A 26,740-nucleotide genomic window follows, 5' to 3' on the forward strand; every position below is an offset into this window, starting at 1 on the left:
AACTTGTCTGTGGTCTAAAAAAACAACGCTACAAGCGATGCTTACTTTTAGTGCCCTGAACCTCAAAAAATTGGCGAACTGGTCATGGGATTCCGGTGGGAATCCTTGTTGTTCAGACCATTTTATACGACTACATAAGACAAACCCTCATTTCAATGTTGAAATGAGGGTTTGTCTACGGTCTGAAAGGAGACCAGTTTGGTCTCCTTTTGTTTGCTATTTTTTAGGAAGATGGCTAATCTAAAATGTGAGACTATTAGAAATACTCAATCGATTTAAAAAAGGGGGGACTTGTATGGGAGTCTTCAGGAAACTGAGTTGGTTTTTCCGACTCGAATGGAAAGCGTACAGCTTAGGCATCATTGCTTTGATTTTTGTAGCCGGACTGGAACTGATTCCACCAAAAGTGATCGGTTCGACGGTTAACGGTCTGAGCGAAGGTAGTTTGACGAAGGATGACTTGATGAAGCTGGTCGGAACATTGGTGTTGATTGGGGTATCGACCTATGTGATTCGTTATTTTTGGCGGTTTTTTATCTTTGGTGCCTCGATCCGGCTCGGACGGTTATTGCGCAGTCAACTCTATGGGCATTTTTCAGATTTAGACCAGTCGTTTTATAAAAAGTACCGCAGTGGTGATTTGATGGCTCATGCGACAAATGACGTGCAGGCGGTCTCGATGACGGCGGGAGCCGGTATTTTGACACTCGTCGATTCGGTGACGATGGGGAGTTTCGTCATCATCACGATGGTGACGACGATCAGCTGGAAACTGACGGTCGTCTCGTTATTACCAATGCCACTGATGGTCTATCTGACTTCACGTTACGGGAAGATGTTACACTCGCGGTTCCATGATGCCCAAGAAGCCTTTTCTGATTTGAACGATAAGGTCGCGGAAAGTGTCAGCGGGGTTCGTGTTTTGAAAGCGACGGGAGAGGTCGAATCCGATGTCGGGACGTTTACGGCATTATCGGACGATGTCGTTCAAAAAAATCGCCGGGTCGCGAAGATTGATGCCTTGTTTGATCCGACGATTTTTGGATTAGTCGGATTATCCTATATCATCGCTGTCGGATACGGTGCCTACTTACTGCAACAAGGTGAAATCCGGATCGGGGATATCGTTTCCTTCACTACATATTTAGGATTGTTGACATGGCCGATGCTGGCGTTCGGATGGTTATTTAACATCGTCGAACGGGGACGGGCATCGTACGACCGGATTGAACGGATGCTTGCGATCGAACCGGAGATCAAGGATGCGAAGGAAGCGGCGACGACAGTCACGTCAACCGACTTACACGTCTCGATTGACCGTTTTCTTTATGATACGCAACCTGTCCTGCAGGAGATCGATGTGACGCTGAGACCGGGACGGACACTCGGAATCGTTGGGCGAACCGGTGCCGGGAAATCGACGTTCGTCCGGTTGTTGTCCCGGGAATACGATGTCAAATACGGCTCGGTTTCGATTGGCGGTCAAGACATCAAACAATTGATGCGTGAAACGGTCCGGAAACAAGTCGCGATCGTCCCGCAGGATCATTTTCTGTTCTCGGCCTCGATTGCTGATAATATTGCGTTTGCAAAACCGGATGCGTCGATGGAACAGATCATGGAAGCGGCTCGGATTGCGGCGGTACATGAAGATATCCTTGGCTTCACGGAAGGGTATGCAACGATGGTTGGCGAACGGGGCGTGACGTTATCCGGAGGTCAAAAACAACGGATTTCGATTGCCCGTGCCTTACTCGCCGACTGTCCGATTCTCGTACTCGATGATGCGTTATCGGCCGTCGATGCGAAAACGGAAGAAGCGATCATCGATCACTTCCGGACAGCTGATAACGAGCAGTCACAAATCATCGTCGCCCACCGACTGTCTGCTGTCTCCCACACGGATGAGATCATCGTCCTCGATGCCGGCCGAATCATCGAGCGGGGGACACATGACGAGTTGCTCCGCCGGGATGGCTGGTATAAAGAAACCTATGACCGCCAGCAGCTCGAGTCACTCGTCGAACAAGGAGGTGGAACATTTGAATCATGATATCAACGAAAAGGCGGTCCTGAAACGGCTGCTTGGATTCGTCAAACCGTTTAAAAAACAAGTGTTGGTCGCTTTTTTGCTTCTCCTGATTACGACAGGTGCAAAGCTTGGAGGACCGTATCTCGTCAAAATCTTCATCGATGACTATGTCACGGTCGGCAACTATCCTGTTCAAGAAGTTGCCCTCTTGTTTGGGATCTATTTGTTACTGCATACGACGGGAATCGTCGTCGATTATTTACAAGCGTTCGAGTTCCAAAAGATTGCCTTAAAAGTCGTTCAACGCTTACGGATTGATGTGTTTCGTCATGTGATGCATTTGCGGCTCGGATACTTCGACCGCACACCAGCCGGCGTCCTCGTCTCGCGGATCACCAATGATACGGAAGCGATCAAAGAACTGTACATCGGCGTCTTGTCGACCTTTGTTCAAAGCGGGGTCCAGTTGGTCGGGACATATGTATTCCTCTACCTGTTAGAACCACGCTTGGCGACGATTGCCTTAGTGTTGTTGCCACTGTTTTACTTCATCATCTGGATTTACCGCCGTTATTCAACAAGGTATTATGCGGAAGTCCGGGATTTGTTGTCAAAAATCAACGGTCAATTGAATGAGTCGATCAACGGAATGGCGATCATTCAACAATTTCGTCAGGAAAAACGATTGATGGCAGAATTCGAAGAAACAAACGTGGCCCATCAAAACGGGCGTTATAAAAATTTGAAGCTGGATAGTTGGTTACTTCGTCCCATCATCGAATTATTGCTCGCGTTGACCATCGCAACGTTAGTCACCTATTTTGGTGTTTTATCGTTTTCCCAAACGGTTCAGGTCGGGGTCGTCTATGCCTTTATCAGTTATATGGAGCGGATTTTCCAGCCTGTCCAACAAATCATGCAACGGTTATCCGAGTTCCAGCAAGCCGTCGTCTCAGCAGATCGGGTCTTCAAAGTCCTCGATACCGATGAGCCGGAGCCATCTAAATCGGTAGCGGGTGATGCGGAAGTATCGGACGGACATATCGTCTTTGAAAATGTCCGCTTTAGTTATGACGGGGAAAAAGAAGTCTTAAAGGGCATTTCATTTGAAGCGAAAAAAGGGCAGACCGTTGCTCTAGTCGGTCAAACAGGAAGCGGGAAAAGTTCAATCATCAATATCTTAATGCGGTTTTATTCGTATCAGTCCGGTCGGATCTTGATTGACGGGCATCCCCTCGAACAACTACCGGAAGATGAACTGCGGCGTCATATCGGACTTGTCTTACAAGATTCCTTCCTCTTTACGGGGAGTGTCGCCGATAACATTCGCTTGTTTGATCCCTCGATTCCGTTCAAGAAAGTGGAGGAGGCCGCGCGATTCGTCCAGGCGGATGGGTTCATCAATCAGCTTGATAAGCAGTACGACAGTCCGGTTGCGGAGCGCGGAGCAACATTTTCTGCCGGGGAGCGACAATTGGTTTCCTTCGCACGAACGATGGCACGGGATCCAAAAGTCTTGATCCTCGATGAAGCAACGAGTTCAATTGATACGGAAACCGAAGAAAAAGTCCAGGTGGCTTTAAAACGAATGCGGGAAGGGCGCACGACGATTGCGATTGCCCACCGGTTGTCGACGATCCAAGATGCCGATTTGATTTTAGTCCTCCATCAAGGAGAAGTCGTCGAACAAGGAAATCATCAGACATTGATCGAAAAAGACGGATTATACAAAAAGATGTACGAGTTACAATCCGGACACGTGTCATCTGTTTCATGACAAAAAAAAGCCTGCCAGGCGATCTCGCCCGGCAGGTTGTTTGTGTTTAAAATTAGTAGACAGTGACTGTGACGTTTTGGCGTCCCCAGTTAAGTGCTTCTTGTTGTGAACCAACGAGAAGGTCCAATTTGTTACCTTGGATTGCGCCACCACGGTCAAGTACGATTGCTTCACCGATACCTGAGATGTGCATGCGTGTACCAATTGGGTATTGAGCTGATGCTGCAACGATACGCATACCATTGTACGTGATCGTATTTGTTACATCATAACCGCTGGCAGTTAAGGCACGGCCGTTATAAAGCTGGCTACCATTGTTTGATGGATCATTTGTGTACGCTGTAACGTTCATCGTTACTTTCGTACCCGATTTAGCTGCTGTTGTTTGTTTTGTTGCTGTAGCAGGTTGAGCTGCCGCCTTTGGAGCTGGTTTTGCAACAGGAGCTGCTTTTACTGCTGGTGCAGCTTTAGCTGTTGAACCTGCTAATGTTGTATAAGCACTGTGTACGTAACGTGTTTTCCCGTCGATTGTTGTTTTGATCCAAGCACCGACTTTGCTTTCTACGTTAACGGACTGACCTTTATACAGGTTGCCTACATCTTTAGAGTTAGTAGTTGGTTGCGAACGAACGTTTAGTACTGCCGTAGTGACTGTAGCTTTTTTAAAGTCGAACGAAGAACCGGCTGAAGTGTAAGTGCCGTGAACATAACGTTTTTGGCCGTTGATGTTTGTTTGAATCCAAGCACCAGAACGTCCTTCGACATTTAATTTTTGACCTTTATATACGTTACCTACATCCGCTGATGCCGTTGTAGGTGCTGTGCGTACATTTAATACCGCTGTATTTACCGTTACCGTCTCTGAGGCAGCCTCTGTCTCTTGGGCGAATCCTACTGATAGAGCCGTTGCTGCAAGACCTGCAGCGAAAACTGCTTTTTTCATTATTGATGTCCTCCTGACATATGCTGTGTTTACTGTTCCTACTTTACACGGCAATTCGGGGTTGTGCGTTTACAGGTCGGAGTCATTCAAGTTACAAACCAAGCTAGTATGACAAACAGATTTCAAAAAAGCATGTTTTGTCACATCTAGGTCATAATACATGGAAAAATGGTGGGAAAATAGGTCTTTCGGCATACTATAGTGGAAAAATTCTAACTATTTCTCTGACCAAAGGCTCAAAAAATAGTAAATCATGAAATTAAAAGTGTCGATAGAAGATAGGTTATTGAATTGTATGATTTTCAAACCATTATATAGAAGGAACACGAAAAAACCGCTGACGAAGGAATATCGTCAACAGTTGTCTCTATATAATGCAGTCAAAGGAAGAAGTCATAATGCAGTCAAAGGAAGAAGTCCTCCCGATGAAACGTTTCGTGGATTCGGATTATCCTAAAACCGAGTCGTTTGAACGTGGGTACGTATACTTTTGGACGAACCGAGAATATTCGAGCAGTAACAAATCCAGTTCGTGACTCAGCTTTAAAACATGCGGGGAGGTGAAACTAGACCGATCGGCTTGATGATACAGTTCACTTCGCTTTGCTTCAATCGCTAAAGTCAATAGATGTTGGCTTGTCATAGCATCCTCCCTTACATTGGTGTCATATCCATATTCTAGCAAGTGCTTTTCACAAGCGCAACGCCATTTCAGTCGTTTTGTATAAATGTAATTTTTTTGTAATTTCCGTTTTCACGAATCTTTTTAATCTTTCGGAAGATAATAGGTGCTAAATGTTGATTAGTTTGGCAAAATAGAGAAGGAACTTCTTCTTATTAGAAAGGAGCTGCTGAAATGGAGCTCTCGCTTTGGTTAGCGTTCGGTGCAGGGTTATTATCATTTGTTTCACCTTGTACGCTTCCGTTATATCCGGTCTTCTTATCGTACATTACCGGTGTCTCTGTAACGGACTTAAAGGAAAAAGGGGTTAGAGAAAAACGTTCATTGTTGCATACCTTAGCATTTTTAGTTGGGTTTGCGATGGTGTTTGCAGTGCTCGGTCTGTCGACTTCGCTTTTAGCAGATGTCTTCATTACGTACCGGGATACACTACGGATGATTGGTGCACTCGTCATCTTCGTATTTGGTGTAGTGTTGCTTGGATTATGGCAACCGACATTTTTGATGCGTGAAAAAAAGCTCAATTTAGGTGAACGCAAGGGCGGTTACATCGGTACAGTCCTCGTTGGAATTGGGTTTGCTGCCGGGTGGACACCATGTACGGGTCCGATTTTGGCAGGTGTGATTGGACTCGCGGCGACGAATCCAAGTCAAGGGATGCTCTATATGTTGTTTTACGTCTTAGGTTTTTCAATTCCGTTTTTATTGATGGCCTTTTTCGTTGGTCGTTCGAGACTGTTCGTCCAGTACAGCTTGAAGATGACGAAATTTGGTGGGGCTTTGATGATGGCGTTCGGAATCGTCCTTTATTTTGACGGCTTAAGTACCTTCGCAGCATGGATGAGTGATCTCGTTGGATTCACCGGATTTTAACAAGGAAGTGATGGGATGATTTGGGTATCAACAGGGGTAGCGCTCGTCATGGGATTGCTGATCAGTTTCATTCGTGTCAAAGCATCAGCTAAACCGACGAACACTAAAAAAATCTTGATCCCGCCTTTTGCGATGTCGACGGGGATGCTGCAGTTTTTATACCCGGCATCTCGTCTGACATGGACAGAAGTAGCGGAAGCATTATTGATTGGAGCCATCTTTAGTATTTTTTTGATTAAAACGTCAAACTTTTATGAAGCTGAAGGGCAGATTTACCTGCAACGTTCAAAAGCGTTTTTCATCGTCTTGTTCGGAATCTTAATTGTCCGAACGGTCGCGAAGTTCATCATCGGTGGTCAAATCGATATTTTTGAAACGGGAGGGATTTTTTATCTCGTTGCTTTCGGAATGATCGTCCCGTGGCGGATTGCGATGTATCTGAAATACAAACAAGTCAAGTCGGGGATTGTTCCGGTTGAACATTTACCGCAAAACTAAACGGAAGGATTCTCAAGTGAGAGTCCTTCCGTTTAGTTTTGGAAATAAAGTTCGTAATCGCGCCAATCGATGGCGTGTTCGTTTAACGCTTTTTTCAAGAATTTATGATCGCGTTTTGGTGTCGCCGAGATATACCCTTTGACGACGAGCTCAGACGTCATCTTCGACGCACGCTCTTCAAGCGCGAGCTGTCCGATCCGTCCGGCGATTTTTCGACGTGCCACATCCCGAAATGCAGTCGGAACGGGCATGACCAGTGCATTTAATAAATCAAGTGTTTCATCCGTCCATAAATGGCGGGTCTGGTCGATGTATTCATCTTCCCAGTCCATCATCGATTTCCCGTCCTCTTTCGGAAGTTTTTTTAAGAACTTCCGGAACATGAAGAAACCGCCAATCGCCATCAGTGTGATCATGATGAAGCCCCAGAGCAAAATTCCGTTCATGAACCATGCCATCCGTGACTCATCCCCCTTTCAACATCAACTATAGATTAGCATAATTTTTTTTGTCATGCTATGATAAATGACGGAGAAAGTGAGGCGGAACGATGTTACAACCTTATGTACAATTGGATGAGTCCGGACGACCTCAAAAAGGTCTGTTGCCGGAGACGGCGGATGGTCGCGTCGTCGAGTTTTATTATGATACGAGCGGAATGGACATTACCGTCATTTTCGTGACGATACCAGCTCAGCATGCCAGTCGAAAACGGGCGTTCACGGTCGGAAAGACGTTTAAGACGATTTCGACGCTGGAAGATTTTACGTTGTTACGTTATGACTTAATGGACCATCAGATCCTCGCGACACTTGAGATGTTTGCCGATGGATCGAAGCGTCAAATTGATGCTTCGAGATTGCTCGATTACTGACAAAGAAGGAGACGCGGATCGCCGCGACTCCTTCTTTTTTTAGTGCCCGATGGAAAGTTTTCCGTCCTCGATCTGCGCGGTGCCGCCGATTGGGAACGTGAAGAGAGGCATCGTATGACCAAAGTCAGCGCCTGCGATGACCGGAATCGACGACAGAGATGGGTACAACTGAACTAAATACTGGAGGTGTTCGTCTGTCATCCGGGTCGTCAGTTGAAAACGACCGAAGACGATGCCACGGATCGAGTCGGCACCTGGTTGCGCCATCAAGGACGCAAAGTCACGGGCGAACGTCGCTGGATGCACTTCGTAATCATCTTCAAGGAACAAGATGCTATCACGTAAGTCCGGGAAATAAGCAGTACCCTGCAATAAGTTGAGCGTACAGAGATTCCCGCCCAGCAGACGACCGGCAGCAGCACCAGGTGAAAGGAAGACGTGTCCCGGGTTCGGAAGGGTGACGTCTTTACCGTCAACGCGATCGTGCCAATTGCGACTCGGTTGAATGGTCATCGTCTTGTCTTCGAATAACATGTTCCGGAACGACTGTAACGTATAGGCATCGCGAGAAGCGAGGGCACGTAACATCGGTCCGGAATAGGTGATAAGACCACTTTTCGTGAAAATCGCTTGACTGAGAGCCGTGATATCGGAAAACCCACAGAGTATTTTCGGATTACGGCGAATCAACTCGTAATCCAGTCCGTCAAGCAATTCATTCGAACTGAATCCACCGCGGACACACAAGATGGCATCAATGGTAGGGTCCGCAAACGCCGTATGCAAATCGTCTAACCGACAGGCGGGATCACTGGAACCAAACGGATTGATTGCCCGAGCGTGTTGGCTGATCGAGACGCAAAGACCAAGTGATTGAAGCACCTCGATCGCCCCGTCGATGATGTTCGATTCGACGGTCGCTAAACTCGATGCTGGTGCCAACAACCGGACATGTGAACCGTCTGCAAGGCGTTTTGGGACGATGGTCGGGATTTGTTGTTCGATACATTCAATTCGGTTACCAAACGGGTCCTCCGTGAAAAATCGACGGCGTGGTGCTAACCGGTCATCGAACTGAACGGGATATCCGGCAGTTTGCAACCGGTTCGCCACGTCATCCAGGCGAGAGAAGGTGAGACCAGGGTGTGCCTTTTTGGCCGGATGAAAGGGTTCTTCGATTCCGAGATGAAGAGCTGCCGCGTGTGACTGGAACCAGACACCACCACTTGCTTGTACGCCAAGGGGCTTTTCCACTTCCTTCATATGTAAAAGCCCGGCATAAAAAGCCCGAGCTTGTTCTTCTGAGTCTTTCGGAGCGGCTAATTGTACATGATCTAACATCGCTACACGTCCTCTCAAGAAATTAAACGATGAATTCAGTCACCCGTTTGAGTTCACGTTCGACGAAATTCAAATAAAAGTGTCCGTCAATCCGGCGGTCGAGCTCTTGGGCGACTTCATAAATATTCGAACGGAGCACACCCAGATAAGCGACTTCGGCATGGCGGGCGGCACGGTACGATGCGGCATAATGCGCGAGCAGGAATTGAAGGTAGCCGCGGTCCGTCAATAACGGAATCAATTGTTTTTTCTCTTCCATCGACCAGACATAGTTCGCGTCGTAATACATCTCGGCATAGAGGTGATACGGTTCATCACCACCCGTGAACAGAGGTTTGACGCGCTTGACTTCTTGAATCAACTGTTCCGTCCAGTCGAATCGGTCTTTCTTTCGACTGATGAACAAAGGTAAGATATAAGGGTGGGCTTGATCAGGCATCCGTGAACAACCACGTTCGTGACGAATCGCTGCATAAAGCAGTAAGGCACGATCCTCGAAACCTCGCTCGATGGCATACGTCATCCGGCTGAATCCTTCACAAGACGGACAGTCACTTAATTCGTCGGGCGGGGCATTGACCCATTCCGCAAGATAGTGGTCGGCCTGTTCTTCGTCACCGAGTTTGCTGTAGATCATGAAACCGATATAATCCCGTGTCCGGAAAAAACCATGTGTGTCACAAAAATCAACGAACCGCTCAAAATCTTCTTCGAGTAAAGCAACCGGCATATCTTCCTGTTCTGCCGCGTAGATTAAATAAGATTTATAATTCCAGTACAGGTCAAGTTCCTGTTTAGGTGTTAACGTCAATTCCTCTTTTCGGATCCAGTCCATCAATAACGAAAAAGAAACCAAAAAGGAGCGGAAGTGACCCAGGTCGAATTGGTTTTGAGAGAACGTCCACAAGGCAAGGGGACGGAGTGTGGCGTCCGTCGTATCTTCAAAAATCGTCCAGAGCGATTCGCCGCGTTCAAGTGACGGATCGGCTTCTTTAAGACGAAGGTATAAACTGTTTAACTCTTCATGAGGGTTCATCTGTACCCCTCCTTTCTTATACAAGTATACCACGCACTGATTCAGATGGTGTCAGTGATGTCGGCGAACAAAAAAATGATTCCGCCCACGATTAGTCGCGGTTCGGAATCATTTCAAGGATTTGTCGATGTGTTGCGTGCGTTGGATGAAGGAGATCGCGTATCGTGTAACTGTTCAAGACTTGATGAAACGCAGCGATCGCGTCATCAAAGGCTTCGCGTGCAGGGTCTAACGAAGGAAGTTCAGACGTTCCTTCGAGTGGATCCAGAAAATGAGTTGTCGGTTCGAACAACTGCACCACGTCACCAATGTAAATTTCATCCGGCGGACTTGCTAAACGGAATCCGCCGCCTCGACCACGGACAGAATGAATCAATCCACTTTGTCCTAAACGATAGACGACTTTCATCAGATGATTTTTTGAAATGTCGTAACAATCCGCTACTTCCTGGATTCGGACCAGTCGATCAGAGTGTGCCCCGGCAAATAACAGGGATCTGATTGCGTAATCCGTATAACGTGTCATGCGCATTTTCATCACCTACTTAATTACACATGTTAGAGAAGTTTGAAATGAAGTACAAGTTTAAATACGCTTATCTAAAGATGCATTTTAAAGATTGAATTAAGCGAATCGGTCGGGCATAATAAATGAGGAGAGGTAGGTCATGTCATGCATTTCGATCAGGCGTTACATCTATTACAATCCGTCGGACCGGAAGTGGACCAAAAAGGCTTACGGATTGCCAGTCGTTTTTATAGGCAGTTGGAAACGAAATACAGCGCAGAATTACAAGAAATCGGGCATCTAGAACTCCCGTCCCAAAGTATGGAACTACGGATTTTACGGTTAGGTCAACTGTTGAAACATATAACGAACCAACATGAATCCAGTGAATTGTTTAAGATGGTTTTATTAAACGAAATCAATCAAACGAAGTCGTTTATCTTAACATACCCGGAAATCGTCAGTCGGGAGATCATCGAAGCGGTCCGGATCGAACTCAAGTTGGCACCGACGGCTCCCGTGCTCGAAGCCTGGCGGATCGTCCATCATCATCTGGTCGAGACGTGCCGCCATTTTTGCAAATACAAGCAACAGGGGGACTGGACACAACTGAATGTCTTGTTAGTCGCGGAAAGCCACCATCTCGGTGCAATTATCGACGAAGCAAAATATGCCTTGATGAGCGGACGGAAAACGACGATCTTACACGTCCGGCCAACAAAACCATCCTCGAGGGATTTAGTGGCGACACTCAACTTACTGACGAAACAGGGATTGGTTTTTCACAGTATCCAGTCTGAAGGATGGGACATGGAAGTAGAAACGTTTTTAGAACTCATCTCCATCGACGACCCGATCGTTTTCGTCAGTGGCTCCGGTCGATTCATTACCGAAGTGCAACGCACGTTAGATCCGTTGCCGGTGATTTTCGGACCATTTGTCGCAGATGGTGTGTTGCCTTCTTGACGGGAATCAATTCGTGACACGGCTTCAAGGAAACGCTGAAGTCAATTTCCCTATGTAATCCTTTTTAAATGGTAAAATAAAGAGTGTTTACCAAAAAGAGAGAGGGAGTTAGTTGATGATGATCATTTATTTGACACGCCACGGTGAGACTGAATGGAATATCCAAAACAGAATGCAGGGATGGAAAGACTCTCCGTTGACTGCAAAAGGGCAGCAGTATGCAGAAAAATTAGGTCACCGTCTGCAATCTGTTGCGTTTCGAGCCGTCTACTCGAGTCCGAGTGAACGTGCGTTCCAAACTGCCCAATTGATTTGTGAAGGACGGACAACGCCGATTCGAATTGATGCCCGATTAAAAGAAATCCATATGGGCGAATGGGAAGGGAAAACACATGATTTTTTAAAACAGAATGATCTGGAAGCCTATACGGCGTTTTGGGAGACACCTCACCTGTACACTTCAAAAACGGGAGAAGGTTTCGACGTTTTAAAAAATCGCCTGCTTGAATTTCTAAAAGAGATACAAGTGAATTATCAAGGGGAAACGATTTTAATCGTGACACACGGCATCGCAATCAAAATGCTATTGTCTCATTTCAAAGGAACCGGGATGGAACAGCTGTGGACTTCTTCCTTCATTCATGGAACAAGTCTGACGATTGTTGAGTCGACGGATCAGGGGGACTTGATTCTGCTTGAGGGTGATATGACACACGTAAAACAGGATGCTTTATCTTAATTGTCTACATACGAACCCCCCCGGACCTGACACTTTCGACAAGTGTCTAATCCGGGGGGGTAATTTGATGTGAATATCTTGTCGTCAAGCAGATTGAGACAACCGTTTGGCCCGCTGGATCGACCGGTCGAGTGCGAGATACACGAGTCCGGACAGACAACAGGCGATGCCGACACCGGCTAACGCATATTGCCCGTTCCCTGAATCAAGGAACAGTGATCCGAGCAACGGCGCTGTCACACCACCAATCAGCCACTGGATACTTGCAGCACCGTTGTACGTGCCACGTAAGTGTTCCGGTGCGATCAGGGCGATGAACGTCATTTGGACCGGGGACATGATCATCTCACCCAGCGTATACAGGGCGTAGATGACAAGTAAGATCGTCACAAGGACGATGTAGTCCGTTCCGAGTGAAAACAGATAGGACGGGACGAAGGCGAGTAAAATCATTCCGACTCCGAACACGCACGCTCCAAGCAACATGACTTTGCCGAACGCTTTTCCGGACAATCGTGCTGCGACCGGGAACTGGAACAAGACGACCATGATCCCGTTTAATCCCATCAAGTACGGGAACGGATTTTTGTCGTTTGGCAGACCCGGTAAGGCTTCCTTCAAAAAGACAGGTAACATACTTTCGACGAGCGAAAAGCCCATCGAGATGAAGACACCGGCAGCGATGAAGATCAAAAAGACATGATCTTTTCGTAAGACGGTGAAGGCGGATAGTTGCGGCTCATCCCGCGTCTGTTCCAGCTGATCAGGTTTCGTCTCCGCGATAAAGAACAGCAAGACGAGAGCGTAGAGGAAAAAGACAGCCGCTGCTGCGTAAAAGATCAACGACCGGTCGACGAACAGGACGGCACTCCCGATCAATGGGCCAAATGCGGCACCGACATTGTGTCCCATCCGGAGGAGACCAAACGATTCGTTGAGTCGCTCGGGTGGCGTGACGTCAGCGACCATCGCGCTGGCTGCCGGGTGGAACAACGAGTTCGTCAGACCAAGCAAGGCATTCATTAGCAATAACGGCCAAAACGAATCGGCGAATGAAAATCCGATCAAGGCGATGACATCGCCGACGATCGAGATGACCATGAGTGGTTTACGTCCATACAAGTCGGCGAGATACCCACCGACAAATGAACCGAACAACGAGGTGATCGGACCGGTCGCCATGATGATTCCGACTAAAAAGTACGAATCCAGCTGTTCCGAATAATACAGGACAAGAAATGGTGCAATCATGAACATCATGACTCCGGTAATCGTTTCCCCGACGAACCGGATCCAAATGTTACGATCAAGCTGTTTTAATGCAGTAAACATAAACAAAACCCCTTATACTTCCGTTTTTAGACCATGAAAAAGACGGATACGCACAAATATGGGCATACCCGTCCTGATATAAGAGGGCAGCATGTACGTATACGCATACGTACACCCTGCTTAATTAAAAATTAAACGATTGGGTGACGTACAGTTGTATCCAATACGTGAATCGATGGTTGCTGATTAAATGATTGTGCCATTGTACGTCTCCTCCTTCTTGTAATAGTGAACTCCCTCGTCATCTTATAGAACAATGGAATGTTTTGTCAAGCAAATATCTGAAAATTGAGTCAACAAAGTGAAATGGACGAGACTGCGAAAATTCGGTATGATAGACTAGTTGCGAAAATGAGCGAGTTAACCACTTTTTAAGAAGATTTTTAATATATAGGTGAAAGGAATTACCCTACATGACAAAATTACTCCAAACCGAAGTCGAGAAACGCCGGATCTTCGGAATTATTTCCCACCCGGATGCCGGGAAAACGACATTAACTGAAAAATTCTTGCTCCACGGTGGCGCGATTCGTGAAGCGGGATCGGTCAAAGCACGAAAAAACTCGAAATTCGCAAAATCCGACTGGATGGAGATCGAAAAACAACGGGGAATCTCCGTTACATCATCCGTCATGCAATTTGAATACGATAAAAAAATCGTCTCGATCATGGATACACCGGGTCACTCGGATTTCGGAGAAGATACATACCGGATCCTGACAGCGGTCGACTCGGCGATCATGGTCATCGATGCGGCAAAAGGGATCGAGTCGCAAACGAAAAAACTGTTCCAAGTCTGCCGGATGCGGGGGATTCCGATCTTTACGTTCATCAACAAGATGGACCGCCAAGCACGTGACCCACTCGAATTGATGGAAGAACTCGAAGAAGTCCTCGGGATTCCATCTGTTGCCGTCACATGGCCGGCCGGATCAGGTCAACAGTTCGAAGGCGTCTATGACCGCGTCAACGAGACGTTCCACTGCTTCAAGAACGACCGTCTGACGATTGATCTTGGCGAAGAAGGACTCGCAAACGATCAGTTGGCATCAACGATTAACAACGAGATGTACGATACGTTGGTCGACGAAGTCGATCTTCTCGATGGGGCGGGAAATGCCTACGACGAAGAACTGATCGCCAAAGGTGAATTGACACCGGTCTTCTTCGGTTCTGCCTTGGTCGATTTCGGAATCACGCCGTTGCTTGAGCATTATCTCAACTTGTCCCCGTCTCCGACACCACGTGAGTCGAACAAAGGACAAATCGAGCCTTCACAAGAATTCTTCAGCGGCTTTGTCTTTAAGATTCAAGCGAACATGAACCCGAATCACCGCGACCGGATTGCCTTCGTACGGATCTGTACCGGGAAATTCGACCGCGGCATGGAAGTCGTCCTGACACGGACCGGCAAAAAAATGAAGTTGTCCCAATCAACGCAATTCATGGCGGACGAGCGGGAAACGGTCAACGAAGCATTTGCGGGAGACGTCATCGGTCTGTACGATTCCGGTAACTATCAAATCGGAGATACGATCACGAATGGTGATCCGACACTCCAGTACGAAGCGTTACCGACGTTCGCACCGGAATTGTTCCTGAAAGTCTTTACGAAAAACGCACTGAAATCCAAACAGTTCCAAAAAGGTGTCGAACAGCTCGCTCAAGAGGGTGCGATTCAGGTCTATAAGACGGAATACAACGAGATCATCCTCGGTGCGATCGGACAACTTCAATTTGAAGTCTTCGAGCACCGTTTGAAAGGCGAATATGGCGTTGACATCCTAAAAGATGCCGCGAACTTCCAAGTTGCGAAGTGGGTCAAGGTGACGGAAATCAGTGAAGTCAAGAAATTGACGGACTCACGGACCGTCCTTGTCTACGACCGTTGGGAAAATCCGGTTCTGTTATTTGCCAATGACTTTGTGTATGAACGATTCGTTCAGAAAAACGACGGTGTCATCACGCTGGTCGATTCGCCGCAATTACTCAAAGACTAATCGAGACGAGACGTGTCTTTCCGGTTTCAGCGGAAGATACGTCTTTTTTCGTTTTGCGAGGGCAAAACAAGGGTAAAAGTTGAAGTCTGTAAAATCATATCTTGGTGAGAGGAATGGTGTTGACGATGGCTAAGAAATTTATCGGGATTTTTCATGATGAGTCGAGCTTACATCAGAAAATGCAAGCGTTAAAAGAGCAAGGTCACAAGGACTCTGATTTTTCAGTGGTTGGACGGGACGAAGCGGCGGATGAGACGTCCGGTGCGTCATGGATCGATCAGGTCAAATCAAAGTTCAGTCATGAACCGCCGTTACGGGAAACATTGAAACGCGTCGGTCATTCCGATCAAGAGGCAGAACAACATTATCAAGAAGTCGAGCGGGGCGGGATTGCACTGTTCGCAAAAGACCGGCATGACGACCATGATCATACGCACGATCACGATCATTCACGTGATCATTTACATGATGAAGGGCATCGCCATGATGGAAAAGTCGAAAACCTCGGTGTCAACGATTACGAGTCGGAGCATGAATCCGGTCATGATAAAAGCGATCGTTCGAAATGGAAAGCGGACGATATAGACTAATAGAACAGGACGCAAAACTGAGCGATTCAGTTTTGCGTCTTTTTTTTAGGAAGTGAAGTTTGTTCGCTACCGCTTTGAAAATAACCGGTGCTATACTAAATGTATCAAAGAGGTGAAGCGAAATGAAAAAAACAGTAGCCACATTAGCCGGTCTCGGTTTCCTTGGAGCGGTCTTCATGACCCGCTATCCGTTATTTGGTCGCCGACCATCCAAAACCGAACAACAGAGTTATACGCGTTCCCGCCAGTTTTCAAACGGGAAGTTTCGAAACGAACTGCCGTTCCAACTGAAAATGGAATGGGAGACGATGAAAAGTATTTTAAAAGATTATGGCCGGGAATTACCGTCGCTAAAGCCGGTCAAACCGTTGCCGGTCGTACCGTTTGAACGACGGACGGACGGAACAGAGCCGCGGGTGACCTGGTTCGGACATTCGGCGTTTCTGCTCGAGCTTGATCAACAGACGATTTTCTTTGATCCGATGCTCGGTCGTGCGCCGTCGCCGTTCCCGAAACTCGGAGGCGGACGGTTCCAAACGACGGCACCGGTCGATCTCGATGCCTTGCCGCCGATCGACCTTGTCATCTACTCGCATGACCATTACGATCACTTGGATTATCATTCGATCTTGGCGTTAAAAGACCGGGTCGGCCGATTCATCGTCCCACTTGGTGTCGCAAGCCGCCTAAAAGGCTGGGGGGTAGATCCGGACCGGATTACGGAACTGGATTGGCACGAGTCGGTTGAGACGAACGGTCTCCGTTTGACGGCGACACCGGCCCGGCACTACTCGGGTCGTAACGGGTTCGATCAATTTTCGACGCTTTGGGCGTCTTGGGTGATTGAGGGATCGAAGAAAGTCTTCTTCAGCGGAGACAGTGGCTACGGTCCACACTTCAAGGCAATCGGGGAACAGTATGGTCCGTTCGATTTAACCATCATGGAATGCGGCCAATACGATACCCGGTGGTCGAGTTCACATATGTTGCCGGAACAGACACTCGCTGCGCATCTCGATGTCAAAGGGGACGTGCTGATTCCTGTCCACTGGTCGGCGTTTACGCTGGCGTTTCATCCGTGGTACGAGCCGGTCGAACGGTTGTTGAAGGAAGCTGCGAAACACGAGGTGTCGGTCGTGACGCCGATGATCGGCGAGAGTGTCACCGCTGCAAGTGAGACACGCAGATGGTGGCGTGAGGTACGGTGAAGTTAGTTTAAGTGAAACTTGTCTTCTTTCCCGTTCTTTCCTCAGGCGAGACACGAGCCGTGGCTTCTGTTCCTTTCGGACGAGGAGCCGGGTCTCGTTTGTCTCTGACAGCGCGAAAAGCACGCGCTTTTTCCTGTAGGAGTCACGGGAAGAAGCCGAGTTTAATGGACTGCTTTCATATGATTTCAAACACAAAATCCCCACTCTGTCGCGTTTTGCGAGAAAGTGGGGATTTTACTTTGACATACAGATTAACTGGCAAGTCGTTCTGATTTAGCTTCACGTCGTGAACGGAACCGTTCGATGACTTCAAACCCGAGCACAAGCATCGTCCCGATCAATAAGCCGTTACTGAAGAACGGACGTAACGTCAGTGGCAGGATTTCTGCCAGGACCGTTGATTGTAACAAAATACTGATCCCGATGACGGCACAAATCGCAAAGGCATGCTTCCGGCGACTGGTCGTCATGCTACTTTCAGCAGACTGCCAGGCAATCAGGAACATGTGCGGTAACGTTGCGAGTAAAGCCGCACTGGCGACACTACGCGGTAACGTTGCGATGATCCCGATGATACTCGGGAAAAACCCAACCAAGGTGATGACAAGTGAAGCAATCAAAAACGGGCGACGTTCCTTACTTCCCGTCTGGGCGATGAAACCACTTGTGATCGGCAACGGGACCGGAACGAGCGTCGAGAACGTCGCCGCGATCAAGTGAATGATCCCTTCGACCGTCAGCCCCTGATTCAAGGCCCCTTTTTTCTGAATCGTCGCTTCGACGGCGCTTAACGCGGCAATCAAGTTGACGATCAAAAGAATCGCAAACGGAATCGCAACCAGAAAAGCACTGCCGTCAAATTGCGGCATCCCGAATGGTAAAGCGGTTGGAACGGCAAAGACACCGGACGCTTCCGGTAACGACGGACGGCTGACTAACCAGCCGACGACAATGCCGATCATCAAGGCGAACGGTCGGAGGCGGGTCGGACCAAATTGGCTGAGTCCGAGAACAAGCAGGAATGTCAAGATCCCGGCAAGGCGTGTTGCTTCGACGGCGAGAACGGCCCCAAGCATGACGCCGGTCAGTTGAATACATAATAAAAGTAAAAACGTTCCGCTGACGAGCGGGGTAAAGACCGGTAATAAAAAGCGGGTCCATCCCGTCAATCCGAGGAAAATCAAGACAACGCCGGCAATGACGACAGCAGCCATCGCAATCGTGAAGGCAGTCTTTGAATCGACCGGCAACGCGGCGATGACGACAAAGATACTGACCCATGAACCGGCAGGACCGGATACGATCGGTAACCGGTGACCCAATACTCCATGAAGGAAACAGGCAATCCCTCCGACAAAGAAGGATCGTTGAACAAGAGCGGCCGTTTCGGCACTCGAGAGGTCAAACAGACTTGCAACGACGATTGGCAAGGCAATCGTATTGGCTAATAAGAAAATGATCCACTGGACCGTGGACGTCGTACGTTTCACAAAAATCGCCTCCTTTAAAAATCGCTGATTTCAGCATCGTATCATATGATTGATGTTATGATTCATACATATTTATGACTGAAAACATATGAAAGAGATGATGAATATGGATTTACGCCAATATCGGTATTTTTGCGCGGTCGTCGAGGAACAGTCGGTCACGCGGGCGGCAGATCGGTTACGAATGGCACAACCCGCTTTGACCCAACAAATTCGGAAGATGGAAGAGTTGCTTGGCGTAAGGCTGATTGAACGGGCGGGACGCGGCATCCGGATCACGGCGAGCGGCGAGCGGTTGTATGAACGGGCCGTCTCGTTATTGCGGTATGAAGCGGAAACCCGGATTGAAGTCAGTGACATTAAGGAAGGACGGACCGGAATCTTACGGATCGGTGTCAATACGTTATCTGCCGGTCGACTGACAGGATGGGTTCAAGAGATGAAACGACGCCATCCCCGGATCACCCTGCAAATTCATCAAGGCGAGTCTGCTGCCTTGATTGATCGTTTGAAGGATCATGCGATCGACGTAGCGCTCGTCCGGCTGCCGATTGAGGCACAAGGCGTTACGATCGAGTGGATGGAAGAGGAACCGTTTTATCAAATCCATCATCCTGATTTTCCGGATGCCGACGTCATCATTCCGAGTCAGGAAGGACTTGGTGTCTTTCAGACGCTCAGTCAGCAGTTCGGGGTCGTCTCGCAGGAAACATGTTCCGACGTCTTGACCTTGATTGGACTTGTCCGCAGTGGACAAGCGGTGACACTGTTACCGGAAAGTACACTTCGCGAGCTCGATATGACGGGACTGGTACGGGAACGGTTACCGGACGCGACGAGTACGACGGCTCTTGTCTGGTTGACGGAAGACGGTCAATCGGCGCTGACACAACAATTCGTGACGATTGTCCATCAACGAGAATAAATTGTTAAAAAAGGGATTTTGTAGGATACTTGAAAAAGAAAGTGGGATGTAAAGGGGGAGAACAATATGAAGACAATTCGCGGGAAATACGGCGAAGCGAAGATTTTTACACACAACGTGGATGACATGACGATTGAACAGGTGACAGGGATGCTGAACGAAAACATTGCTGTAGGCGGGAATGTCCGAATCATGCCGGATTGTCATGCCGGTAAAGGTTCGGTCATCGGCACGACGATGCGGATTCACGATAAGGTTGTCCCGAATCTCGTCGGAGTCGACATCGGGTGCGGGATGTTGTGTACACAGATTACACGTGACGGAACAGACGGGATTGACTACGAAAAACTGGATGTTGCGATTCAGGAATTGGTTCCGAGCGGTATGTCGGTCCGCAATCAACCGCACCGGTTGTCGGAACAGGTTCCATTTGAGCAAGTCCGGGCACCATTTAACGAGACGCGGGCTCGTTTGTCGATTGGCACGTTAGGCGGCGGAAATCACTTTATCGTGCGCCCGGACGGGCAGTAAACATTTCGTAAATAGGTAGCGATATCCTGAGAAAACCGGGATAATATCCCCAACCTTATCTGGAATCGAAAGTGAACAGGGAGTGTAGCATGGTTGGAAAGGCACGAGTCAATCAGTTGGTAAGATTGCGACTGAGTGTCAAGATATAAAGGAATATATGAGGATAAAGACTGTTCTGTTTGAAATTCGAGCGTGAGCGGCGCCATGGTTCGCTGTTAGGAAAGCCAACTGAAACCTAACATGGAATTTACTATACGATAATCAGTAAATATCGTATAGGTGTCACTATCAAATCGATGAATTGATATGTGATAGTTTTCAAAATATTAATTCCACGCACTTATAGATATGAGAAAAACGCTAAAGAATTATCCGACAATATTCCACCTATGTTTACTGTACTAACCGGGGATTGCCTAAGTGGGAATGCTAGACAAGCTATAGACAAAGGTCTTGAATATCCCATATGGCAACGGAGTTCCCGTAGTAGTCCGAGATAGGGAAAGCCTATTACATGGCGAAGGGGAACAGTTTACAAGATTAAAACCAATTTCGAAAGGAGCGCAAGGCTCTTGCAAAATTCAGAAACGGTATTAATCAATCTATCAAAACAATCTAGTAAGAAAGAATATGTGTTTGATCGATTGTATAGGAACCTATACAACCCAGATTTTTATGTTAAATCATTCGGTAATATTTACAAAAATGATGGAAGCTCTACCGCAGGAATTGATGGTGAAACCGCTAGTAATTTTAGCGAGAAAATGATCCAAGATACCATTGAGAAGATGAAAAACGAAAGTTATCAACCTCAACCTGCACTACGCGTATATATACCCAAGAAAAACGGGGATAAAAGACCGTTAGGTATTCCAACGTTTGTTGATAGAGTAGTTCAAGAAATCTGTCGAATGATCATTGAAGCGATTTACGAAGGAAGATTTAATGACACATCTCATGGATTTCGTCCTAAGAGAAGTTGTCATACCGCACTTTCTGAAATCGACCGAACGTACACAGGAGTCAACTGGTTCATTGAAGGAGATATCAAAGGATTTTTTGATAACATCAATCACCAAATTTTGATTGGGTTATTAAGAAAGACAATAAAAGACGAGAAATTCATTCGTCTTATGTGGAAATTCTTGAAGGCAGGATACGTCGAAGATTTTAAATTTAACAAGACGTATACCGGAACACCTCAAGGAGGGATAATTAGCCCGATACTAGCTAATATATATCTCCATGAATTAGATACCTTCATAATGAAACAATTAAAACCTGAGTTCGATAAGGGAGATAGGAAGAAAGATCAAAAACGAAATCCCGAATACAGAGCACTTGAGTACCAGCTTAGTAGATGGAAGCGGAAAATCGACCTATGCGACAATGATGAAGAACGACTGAATTTGATAAATGAATATAAGAGTATGAAGCGTAAACACTCTAATATGAAAGTAATTTCAGATTCGACAGGGTTCAAAAGAATTAAGTATATCCGTTACGCTGATGATTTCCTAATCGGAATAAATGGAAGCAAGAAAGACTGTGAGTTAGTCAAAAAATCACTCACCGAATTTCTTGAAAATAAACTCGAACTCGAACTATCACAAGATAAGACGTTGATTACTCATAGCAGCAAGAGCGCTAGATTCTTAGGATATGATATAAGCGTAGGAAACAATAACACCGCATACAAAAACAAAAACGGAGTTAAAATCCGTAATGCACGCAGAAACATTCGTCTGATGGTACCCAAAGACATGATCAAAAAAATCATCACTGATCATAATATGGTTAAAGATATTAATGCTGAGAAATGGATGCCGGTTGCTCGCAATAACCTAATCCAATTTAGCGATTTGGAAATTGTGAACATCTATAACGCAGAAATCAGAGGGCTGTACAACTATTATCGAATGGCGGAAAACGTATCAATCAAAATGTGGCAACTCCACTACGTCATGGAATATAGCTGTATTAAAACTCTAGCGGGTAAACATAGATCATCCGTACACAAAATGTTTAATAAGTATAGATTAAACGACGGATGGGGTATTAAATATCAAACTAAAAATGGGGAAGCTTTTTGTTATTTTCATAACAAAGGTTTTGTTCGCAACCGAGTTGTTTCAAAGGATGATCCCGACAAGAAAGCTAATGTAGCCATATTCAAGGGACGAACAGAACTTGAAAGACGAATAAGTGCAAAAGTATGCGAATGGTGTGGCAAAGAGAATGTAAAATTCGAAATCCATCATGTAAAACGAATGAAAGACTTAAAAGGTAAAGAAGAATGGGAGATCAAAATGATAGCCAGACAACGAAAGACTTTAGTTCTTTGTCGAGACTGTCATAGAAAGATCGCACATGGAGCTAGAAAGTAAAGCGATAGACATTTGTAAATGGAAAGCCGTATACGCAGAGATGTGTACGTACGGTTTGGGAGGAGACTTCCGGAAACCAGACTGTGGGAACATGGTAAACGGCGCTGGAAGTCGACCTTACGAGCTGAACACGGACGAAGAGGACAACCTCTATCTCGTCATTCATTCCGGCAGCCGGAACCTCGGAAAAACGATTGCCGAACATTATCAAAAGTTGGCGGAAGCGTCACAATTCACCGTCGATACGGAGTCGATCGTCGCATCGCTGAAAGAACAGGGACGTGAACAAGACATCCAATCGACTTTGGTCGAGTTGAAGAGTCAATTTAATGAAACGAATAAAGATTTAGCGTACGTATCCGGTTCCGAGATGGACAACTACCTGCATGACTTAAAAATCGCCCAACGCTACGCGGCACTGAACCGTCAAGCGATGACGGACGTCATTGTTGAAGCGATGGGCTGGTCGGTCACGGAACAGTTCGATACGATCCATAACTACATCGATCTCGAGCAGATGATTCTCCGGAAAGGTGCGATTTCGGCGCAAGCCGGTGAAGTCGCCATCATTCCGATGAACATGCGCGACGGTTCACTGATCGTCAAAGGAAAAGGCAATCCGGACTGGAACTATTCGGCACCACACGGGGCAGGACGGATCATGTCCCGTTCAAAAGCCTTTAAATCCGTTGATCTGAAAGAGTTCGAAGCGACGATGCAGGACGTCTGGTCGAGTTCGGTCGTCGAATCGACGCGTGATGAGTCACCGTTCGTCTACAAGCCAATGGAGGAAATCATCCGGAATACGATGGATACGGTCGAGTTACTTAAAGTCATCAAGCCGCTCTATAACTTTAAGGCGAAGTAATTGGTGGAAGCCGGAGCTGACTTTTTAAAACAGTAGCCATACCAAAACGCAACCTTTTGATTGGAAATGAATCAGAAGGTTGCAAGGTGTTTACTTTCACAAGGGGAGTCAGGGAGAAATGAACTTATACGTATCTTCGTCATGCGTACTCTTTACGAATCCGGCTTTTAGAAGCACGGATTGCGAGGGGTGATTTTCAAGCTCGGTATAGGCGCAAACCTGTGTGACCTTCATGTCCTGGAGTCCGAACTGGGTAACTGTTTGGACGGCTTCTGTCATATAGCCGTAACCCCGAAAATCCGGTTTTAATACATACCCAATTTCGGCGATGTTATTTTGATAGCCTCTACAAAAACAGCAGTTCCCGATAAATTCACCGGTCGACTTTAAGTACAGTCCCCATGTGATTCCGTCCCCATTCAAGTAATCGAGGGCAATCTGACTCAAAATCCGGATGACATCCCGGCTGTTCTGTGCCTGGTGACCATCGTAGACCGTAATCTCAATCATGTGGTTCGCTTCGCTTAACCGGATTTCTCTTAAGAGGAGCCGTTCGCTCGTCAGTTCAGGAAAGACGTCAAAATAGTATTTTTCTTTCACAGGACATACCTCCTTTAATTTGCTTCTTACCTTAAGTGTACTACGTTATTCGATACGAACCAGAAGCAGAAACATTAGAAAGTATCATAAAAACTAAAAATCTCAGGAGGAGTTCAGATGCAAAAGAAAGCCTTGGTTGTCATCGATATTCAAAATGACATGACAAAAAACTATAAAGAAGTGATCGGGACAATCAATCAGTCGATCGATTGGGCGGTCGAACAGGATATCCATGTAGTCTATATCCGGCACGAAAACTTATCAGCTGGAACAAGAACGTTTAAAACCGGGACACGCGGTGCCGAGTTAGCACCTGATTTAAACATCGTTTCAGATCATGTATTCACAAAATATAAGGGAAATGCCTTAACGAGTGAAGCGTTTGTGACATTCATTGAGCAACACGACATCACCGAATTTTATCTGACCGGTGGAGACGCGACGGCTTGTGTCAAATCGACCTGCTTCAACTTACGAAAACTGGACTATGGCGTGACGGTAATCACGGACGGCATAACGAGTTACGATAAAAAGAAACTTCCGGAGATGATTGAATACTACGCGAAAAAGGGCAGCAACATCATTCAGTTCAATGATTTACTTTCGGTTGATTAACGTTGTTGAAGGAGGTTGTTAACATGAAAAACGTCATCAAGTCACTGGTTGTTTTGTCTGTTTCATTAGGTCTGATGTTGACGAGTTATCCGTTAAATGAAGTCGTGGCGAAAACCAAAAAAGAAACGCAGCATGACATCTTTAAAAAGCTGAAATTGAACGCCTCGATGACCAGTGTTGCGGAAGTCGTGTACGGCAAAAACTACAAAAAACATCTGTGTGACCGTTCGGAAGATGAGGTGAAAGTAAATCTTTTATGTAGTGGAGAGGTATACGATTCCAATAAGTATGATAAGGATGAGAAGCTAAAATATTTGAAGTATGAGTTTTATCTGTACCCGAATCCAAAGGTACCGAATGAATCGGATGACCCGAATGAAGTGACGTTCCAAACCGTTCGCATGCTGCTCGTATTTAAGTCGAAAGAGCACAGCAAGCAGTTGAAGCTTGTCGAAAAACACTGGTTTGATTCATCCGTTGTGAATTCAAAACGTGTCTACAATAATCAAAAAATTAAAAAAGGCATGACGAAAAAACAATTAGATACGGTGATGACCGGGACAGGGATCGGGAAACATGAGGCCGTCGCGTATATCGACTATTCAAAAGTCGGAAAGCAAGCCGGTAAACAACAGCCTGTTTTTCCAAAAGCGTACAAGACGTATTCGTATTCCGTTTTGAATCAGAAAGAGAATGTCCTCTATTACTTCGAAACGAAGTACAGTCGAACGAAAAAAGAGTACGTGGTTTCGTATGTCGATACGTGGACAGAAGATAATAAATGAAAAATGAGAGAACTCCGCCATGAAGGAGCTCTCTCATTTTTTGTCTCTATTCAAACATTCTTCAGTATCATTAGACGCGATTAAATGATCAACGAATCGTTTTTAAGGCGCCAGCCCAAGGGATGACTTGATCAAGCATTTGATTAACGGAATCTGCTTGAACGGGTGCTGCTTTTAACACAGCTCCATTCTCAAAATCAGTGAATAAGGATAGGGCAGGGTGGACCCGGACGTCTGCGATCAACAATTCGCCCAAAATACCGCGTAAGTGTTCTGCTGCCCGTGCACCACCGACGGAACCGTACGAGACGATACCTGTTGCTTTGTTGTTCCACTCGACACGGAGATAATCGAGTGCATTTTTTAATGAAGCGGAAATCGAGTGGTTGTATTCCTGTGTGATGAAAACAAATCCATCTTGAGCGGCGATCGCTTCAGACCACGCGGCTGCACCGGATGCATCGCCGTCTTTTTCGCCGAGTAGCGGCAATTTGTAGTCGGCGATGTCAATGATCGTATAGTTGGCGTCTCCGCGTTTGTCCGCCAGCTCTTTGACCCAGTTTCCGACCTGTGGACTTAAACGGCCTTCACGTGTTGATGGTTTCCTGCCCCATATGATGGGTGCCTCCCGTTGTATATCGTTGTAGACGGTATTTCGACTAATCGACAGACGACGGGCGATGGAAGCGATAGATTCTCCATTCGCTCTGGCGCTCTTGATTTCGATGGATGGTCTACACTTAGTTGGATATAAAACTTAAGGTCAATTAGACTTAGGAAAATTATGAACAGCAGAGGAGAATCACCTTCATGAATAAACGGGAACGAAGAATTTTTAGCGATTCATTCAAACAACAGATGGTTCAACTCCATTTGAATGGCAAATCACGCGCCGATATCATTCGGGAATATGACTTGACGCCTTCGGCATTTAATCGCTGGATCAACCAAAGTAAGACGACCGGATCCTTTAAGGAAGAAGATAATTTGTCGGATGAAGCGCGCGAGCTACGTGTGCTTCGGAAGCATGTCCAACAACTGGAGATGGAGAATGATATTTTAAAGCAAGCCGCGCTGATCATGGGACGAAAGTAAATGTGATCAAGAATAATCGACATAAATACTCGGTATCAGCAATGT

The 26,740-nt window shown here is 46.6% G+C and carries 26 protein-coding genes and 1 pseudogene; 17 read left to right on the forward strand and 10 right to left on the reverse strand.

Annotated features, from left to right (window positions below):
- Positions 1 to 295: 295 nt before the first annotated feature.
- On the forward strand, positions 296 to 2,053 hold the full coding sequence (locus tag BLD48_RS15525; protein ID WP_071500972.1) for an ABC transporter transmembrane domain-containing protein: 1,758 nt from the start codon (positions 296 to 298) through the stop codon (positions 2,051 to 2,053).
- Positions 2,043 to 3,809 carry an ABC transporter ATP-binding protein gene (locus tag BLD48_RS15530; RefSeq protein ID WP_071500973.1) on the forward strand — a complete coding sequence of 589 codons (1,767 nt, stop codon included), beginning with the start codon at positions 2,043 to 2,045 and terminating at the stop codon, positions 3,807 to 3,809. The genes BLD48_RS15525 and BLD48_RS15530 overlap by 11 nt, the downstream gene beginning before the upstream one ends.
- 52 nt (positions 3,810 to 3,861) lie before the next feature.
- Here BLD48_RS15530 and BLD48_RS15535 read toward each other — a convergent pair whose 3' ends face one another.
- Both BLD48_RS15535 and BLD48_RS16125 read right to left on the reverse strand, forming a co-directional pair.
- Complete coding sequence (locus tag BLD48_RS15535) at positions 3,862 to 4,752, reverse strand: SH3 domain-containing protein (RefSeq protein WP_071500974.1); 891 nt, start codon at positions 4,750 to 4,752, stop codon at positions 3,862 to 3,864.
- Between the two features lie 448 nt (positions 4,753 to 5,200).
- Positions 5,201 to 5,395, reverse strand: coding sequence for an aspartyl-phosphate phosphatase Spo0E family protein (locus BLD48_RS16125; RefSeq protein WP_014970079.1), 195 nt, complete (start codon positions 5,393 to 5,395; stop codon positions 5,201 to 5,203).
- Between the two features lie 213 nt (positions 5,396 to 5,608).
- Here BLD48_RS16125 and BLD48_RS15540 point away from each other — a divergent pair, with 213 nt between their 5' ends.
- Together BLD48_RS15540 and BLD48_RS15545 are read left to right on the forward strand one after the other, a co-directional pair.
- Positions 5,609 to 6,307, forward strand: coding sequence for a cytochrome c biogenesis CcdA family protein (locus tag BLD48_RS15540; protein ID WP_071500975.1), 699 nt, complete (start codon positions 5,609 to 5,611; stop codon positions 6,305 to 6,307).
- Positions 6,308 to 6,322: 15 nt separating this feature from the next.
- Complete coding sequence (locus tag BLD48_RS15545; protein ID WP_071500976.1) at positions 6,323 to 6,805, forward strand: CcdC family protein; 483 nt, start codon at positions 6,323 to 6,325, stop codon at positions 6,803 to 6,805.
- Between the two features lie 32 nt (positions 6,806 to 6,837).
- On the opposite strand, the gene BLD48_RS15550 is transcribed toward BLD48_RS15545, so the two are convergent.
- Complete coding sequence (locus BLD48_RS15550) at positions 6,838 to 7,263, reverse strand: DUF2621 family protein (protein ID WP_071500977.1); 426 nt, start codon at positions 7,261 to 7,263, stop codon at positions 6,838 to 6,840.
- Between the two features lie 92 nt (positions 7,264 to 7,355).
- On the opposite strand from BLD48_RS15550, the gene BLD48_RS15555 reads away from it, so the two are divergent.
- The gene (locus BLD48_RS15555; RefSeq protein ID WP_071500978.1) at positions 7,356 to 7,679 is read left to right on the forward strand and encodes a hypothetical protein; all 324 of its coding nucleotides are present in this window, start codon (positions 7,356 to 7,358) and stop codon (positions 7,677 to 7,679) included.
- A 39-nt stretch (positions 7,680 to 7,718) separates the two neighbouring features.
- Here BLD48_RS15555 and BLD48_RS15560 read toward each other — a convergent pair whose 3' ends face one another.
- From BLD48_RS15560 to BLD48_RS15570, 3 genes are all read right to left on the reverse strand, one after another.
- The gene (locus BLD48_RS15560) at positions 7,719 to 9,020 is read right to left on the reverse strand and encodes an LD-carboxypeptidase (protein ID WP_083412354.1); all 1,302 of its coding nucleotides are present in this window, start codon (positions 9,018 to 9,020) and stop codon (positions 7,719 to 7,721) included.
- Positions 9,021 to 9,042: 22 nt separating this feature from the next.
- Positions 9,043 to 10,056 carry a hypothetical protein gene (locus tag BLD48_RS15565; protein WP_071500979.1) on the reverse strand — a complete coding sequence of 338 codons (1,014 nt, stop codon included), beginning with the start codon at positions 10,054 to 10,056 and terminating at the stop codon, positions 9,043 to 9,045.
- Between the two features lie 91 nt (positions 10,057 to 10,147).
- Positions 10,148 to 10,588: an RrF2 family transcriptional regulator gene (locus BLD48_RS15570; RefSeq protein WP_071500980.1), complete on the reverse strand. Its 441-nt coding sequence runs from the start codon at positions 10,586 to 10,588 to the stop codon at positions 10,148 to 10,150.
- A 141-nt stretch (positions 10,589 to 10,729) separates the two neighbouring features.
- Here BLD48_RS15570 and BLD48_RS15575 point away from each other — a divergent pair, with 141 nt between their 5' ends.
- Both BLD48_RS15575 and BLD48_RS15580 read left to right on the forward strand, forming a co-directional pair.
- Positions 10,730 to 11,530, forward strand: a complete 801-nt coding sequence (locus BLD48_RS15575; protein ID WP_071500981.1) for a hypothetical protein — start codon at positions 10,730 to 10,732, stop codon at positions 11,528 to 11,530.
- A gap of 115 nt (positions 11,531 to 11,645) precedes the next feature.
- Positions 11,646 to 12,269 carry a histidine phosphatase family protein gene (locus tag BLD48_RS15580; RefSeq protein ID WP_071500982.1) on the forward strand — a complete coding sequence of 208 codons (624 nt, stop codon included), beginning with the start codon at positions 11,646 to 11,648 and terminating at the stop codon, positions 12,267 to 12,269.
- 84 nt (positions 12,270 to 12,353) lie between these two features.
- Here the strand turns inward: BLD48_RS15580 and BLD48_RS15585 are convergent, their stop codons facing one another.
- On the reverse strand, positions 12,354 to 13,601 hold the full coding sequence (locus BLD48_RS15585; protein ID WP_014970087.1) for an MDR family MFS transporter: 1,248 nt from the start codon (positions 13,599 to 13,601) through the stop codon (positions 12,354 to 12,356).
- Between the two features lie 413 nt (positions 13,602 to 14,014).
- On the opposite strand from BLD48_RS15585, the gene BLD48_RS15590 reads away from it, so the two are divergent.
- From BLD48_RS15590 to BLD48_RS15600, 3 genes are all read left to right on the forward strand, one after another.
- Positions 14,015 to 15,601, forward strand: coding sequence for a peptide chain release factor 3 (locus BLD48_RS15590; protein WP_071500983.1), 1,587 nt, complete (start codon positions 14,015 to 14,017; stop codon positions 15,599 to 15,601).
- A 125-nt stretch (positions 15,602 to 15,726) separates the two neighbouring features.
- Positions 15,727 to 16,191, forward strand: coding sequence for a general stress protein (locus BLD48_RS15595; RefSeq protein ID WP_236630048.1), 465 nt, complete (start codon positions 15,727 to 15,729; stop codon positions 16,189 to 16,191).
- Positions 16,192 to 16,313: 122 nt separating this feature from the next.
- A complete protein-coding gene (locus BLD48_RS15600; RefSeq protein WP_071500985.1) occupies positions 16,314 to 17,399 on the forward strand; it encodes an MBL fold metallo-hydrolase in 1,086 nt (361 codons plus the stop codon).
- 251 nt (positions 17,400 to 17,650) lie between these two features.
- Here BLD48_RS15600 and BLD48_RS15605 read toward each other — a convergent pair whose 3' ends face one another.
- Entirely contained in the window at positions 17,651 to 18,889 is a 1,239-nt protein-coding gene (locus tag BLD48_RS15605; protein WP_071500986.1) for a purine/pyrimidine permease, read from the reverse strand.
- Positions 18,890 to 18,995: 106 nt separating this feature from the next.
- Between BLD48_RS15605 and BLD48_RS15610 the strand changes: the two genes are divergently transcribed.
- The 4 genes from BLD48_RS15610 to BLD48_RS15625 all read left to right on the forward strand — a co-directional run bounded on the left by BLD48_RS15610 (position 18,996) and on the right by BLD48_RS15625 (position 23,600).
- Positions 18,996 to 19,814 (forward strand): LysR family transcriptional regulator, encoded by an 819-nt coding sequence (locus BLD48_RS15610; RefSeq protein ID WP_071500987.1) that lies wholly within the window; start codon positions 18,996 to 18,998, stop codon positions 19,812 to 19,814.
- Between the two features lie 66 nt (positions 19,815 to 19,880).
- A complete protein-coding gene (locus BLD48_RS15615; RefSeq protein WP_236630049.1) occupies positions 19,881 to 20,345 on the forward strand; it encodes an RtcB family protein in 465 nt (154 codons plus the stop codon).
- Positions 20,346 to 20,917: 572 nt separating this feature from the next.
- The gene (locus BLD48_RS15620; protein WP_071500988.1) at positions 20,918 to 22,732 is read left to right on the forward strand and encodes a reverse transcriptase/maturase family protein; all 1,815 of its coding nucleotides are present in this window, start codon (positions 20,918 to 20,920) and stop codon (positions 22,730 to 22,732) included.
- 91 nt (positions 22,733 to 22,823) lie between these two features.
- On the forward strand, positions 22,824 to 23,600 hold the full coding sequence (locus BLD48_RS15625) for an RtcB family protein (protein ID WP_236630050.1): 777 nt from the start codon (positions 22,824 to 22,826) through the stop codon (positions 23,598 to 23,600).
- A 108-nt stretch (positions 23,601 to 23,708) separates the two neighbouring features.
- Here the strand turns inward: BLD48_RS15625 and BLD48_RS15630 are convergent, their stop codons facing one another.
- Entirely contained in the window at positions 23,709 to 24,200 is a 492-nt protein-coding gene (locus tag BLD48_RS15630; RefSeq protein WP_071500989.1) for a GNAT family N-acetyltransferase, read from the reverse strand.
- A 117-nt stretch (positions 24,201 to 24,317) separates the two neighbouring features.
- Here BLD48_RS15630 and BLD48_RS15635 point away from each other — a divergent pair, with 117 nt between their 5' ends.
- Together BLD48_RS15635 and BLD48_RS15640 are read left to right on the forward strand one after the other, a co-directional pair.
- The gene (locus BLD48_RS15635; protein WP_071500990.1) at positions 24,318 to 24,815 is read left to right on the forward strand and encodes a cysteine hydrolase family protein; all 498 of its coding nucleotides are present in this window, start codon (positions 24,318 to 24,320) and stop codon (positions 24,813 to 24,815) included.
- A 23-nt stretch (positions 24,816 to 24,838) separates the two neighbouring features.
- The gene (locus BLD48_RS15640; RefSeq protein ID WP_071500991.1) at positions 24,839 to 25,600 is read left to right on the forward strand and encodes a hypothetical protein; all 762 of its coding nucleotides are present in this window, start codon (positions 24,839 to 24,841) and stop codon (positions 25,598 to 25,600) included.
- Between the two features lie 88 nt (positions 25,601 to 25,688).
- Here the strand turns inward: BLD48_RS15640 and BLD48_RS15645 are convergent, their stop codons facing one another.
- Positions 25,689 to 26,219, reverse strand: coding sequence for an NADPH-dependent FMN reductase (locus tag BLD48_RS15645; protein WP_143082954.1), 531 nt, complete (start codon positions 26,217 to 26,219; stop codon positions 25,689 to 25,691).
- 191 nt (positions 26,220 to 26,410) lie between these two features.
- Between BLD48_RS15645 and BLD48_RS15650 the strand changes: the two are divergent.
- A pseudogene (locus BLD48_RS15650) lies at positions 26,411 to 26,740 on the forward strand (transposase); the annotation flags it as partial.

It is taken from the genome of Exiguobacterium sp. KRL4, assembly GCF_001870785.1.
Taxonomy (GTDB): domain Bacteria; phylum Bacillota; class Bacilli; order Exiguobacteriales; family Exiguobacteriaceae; genus Exiguobacterium_A.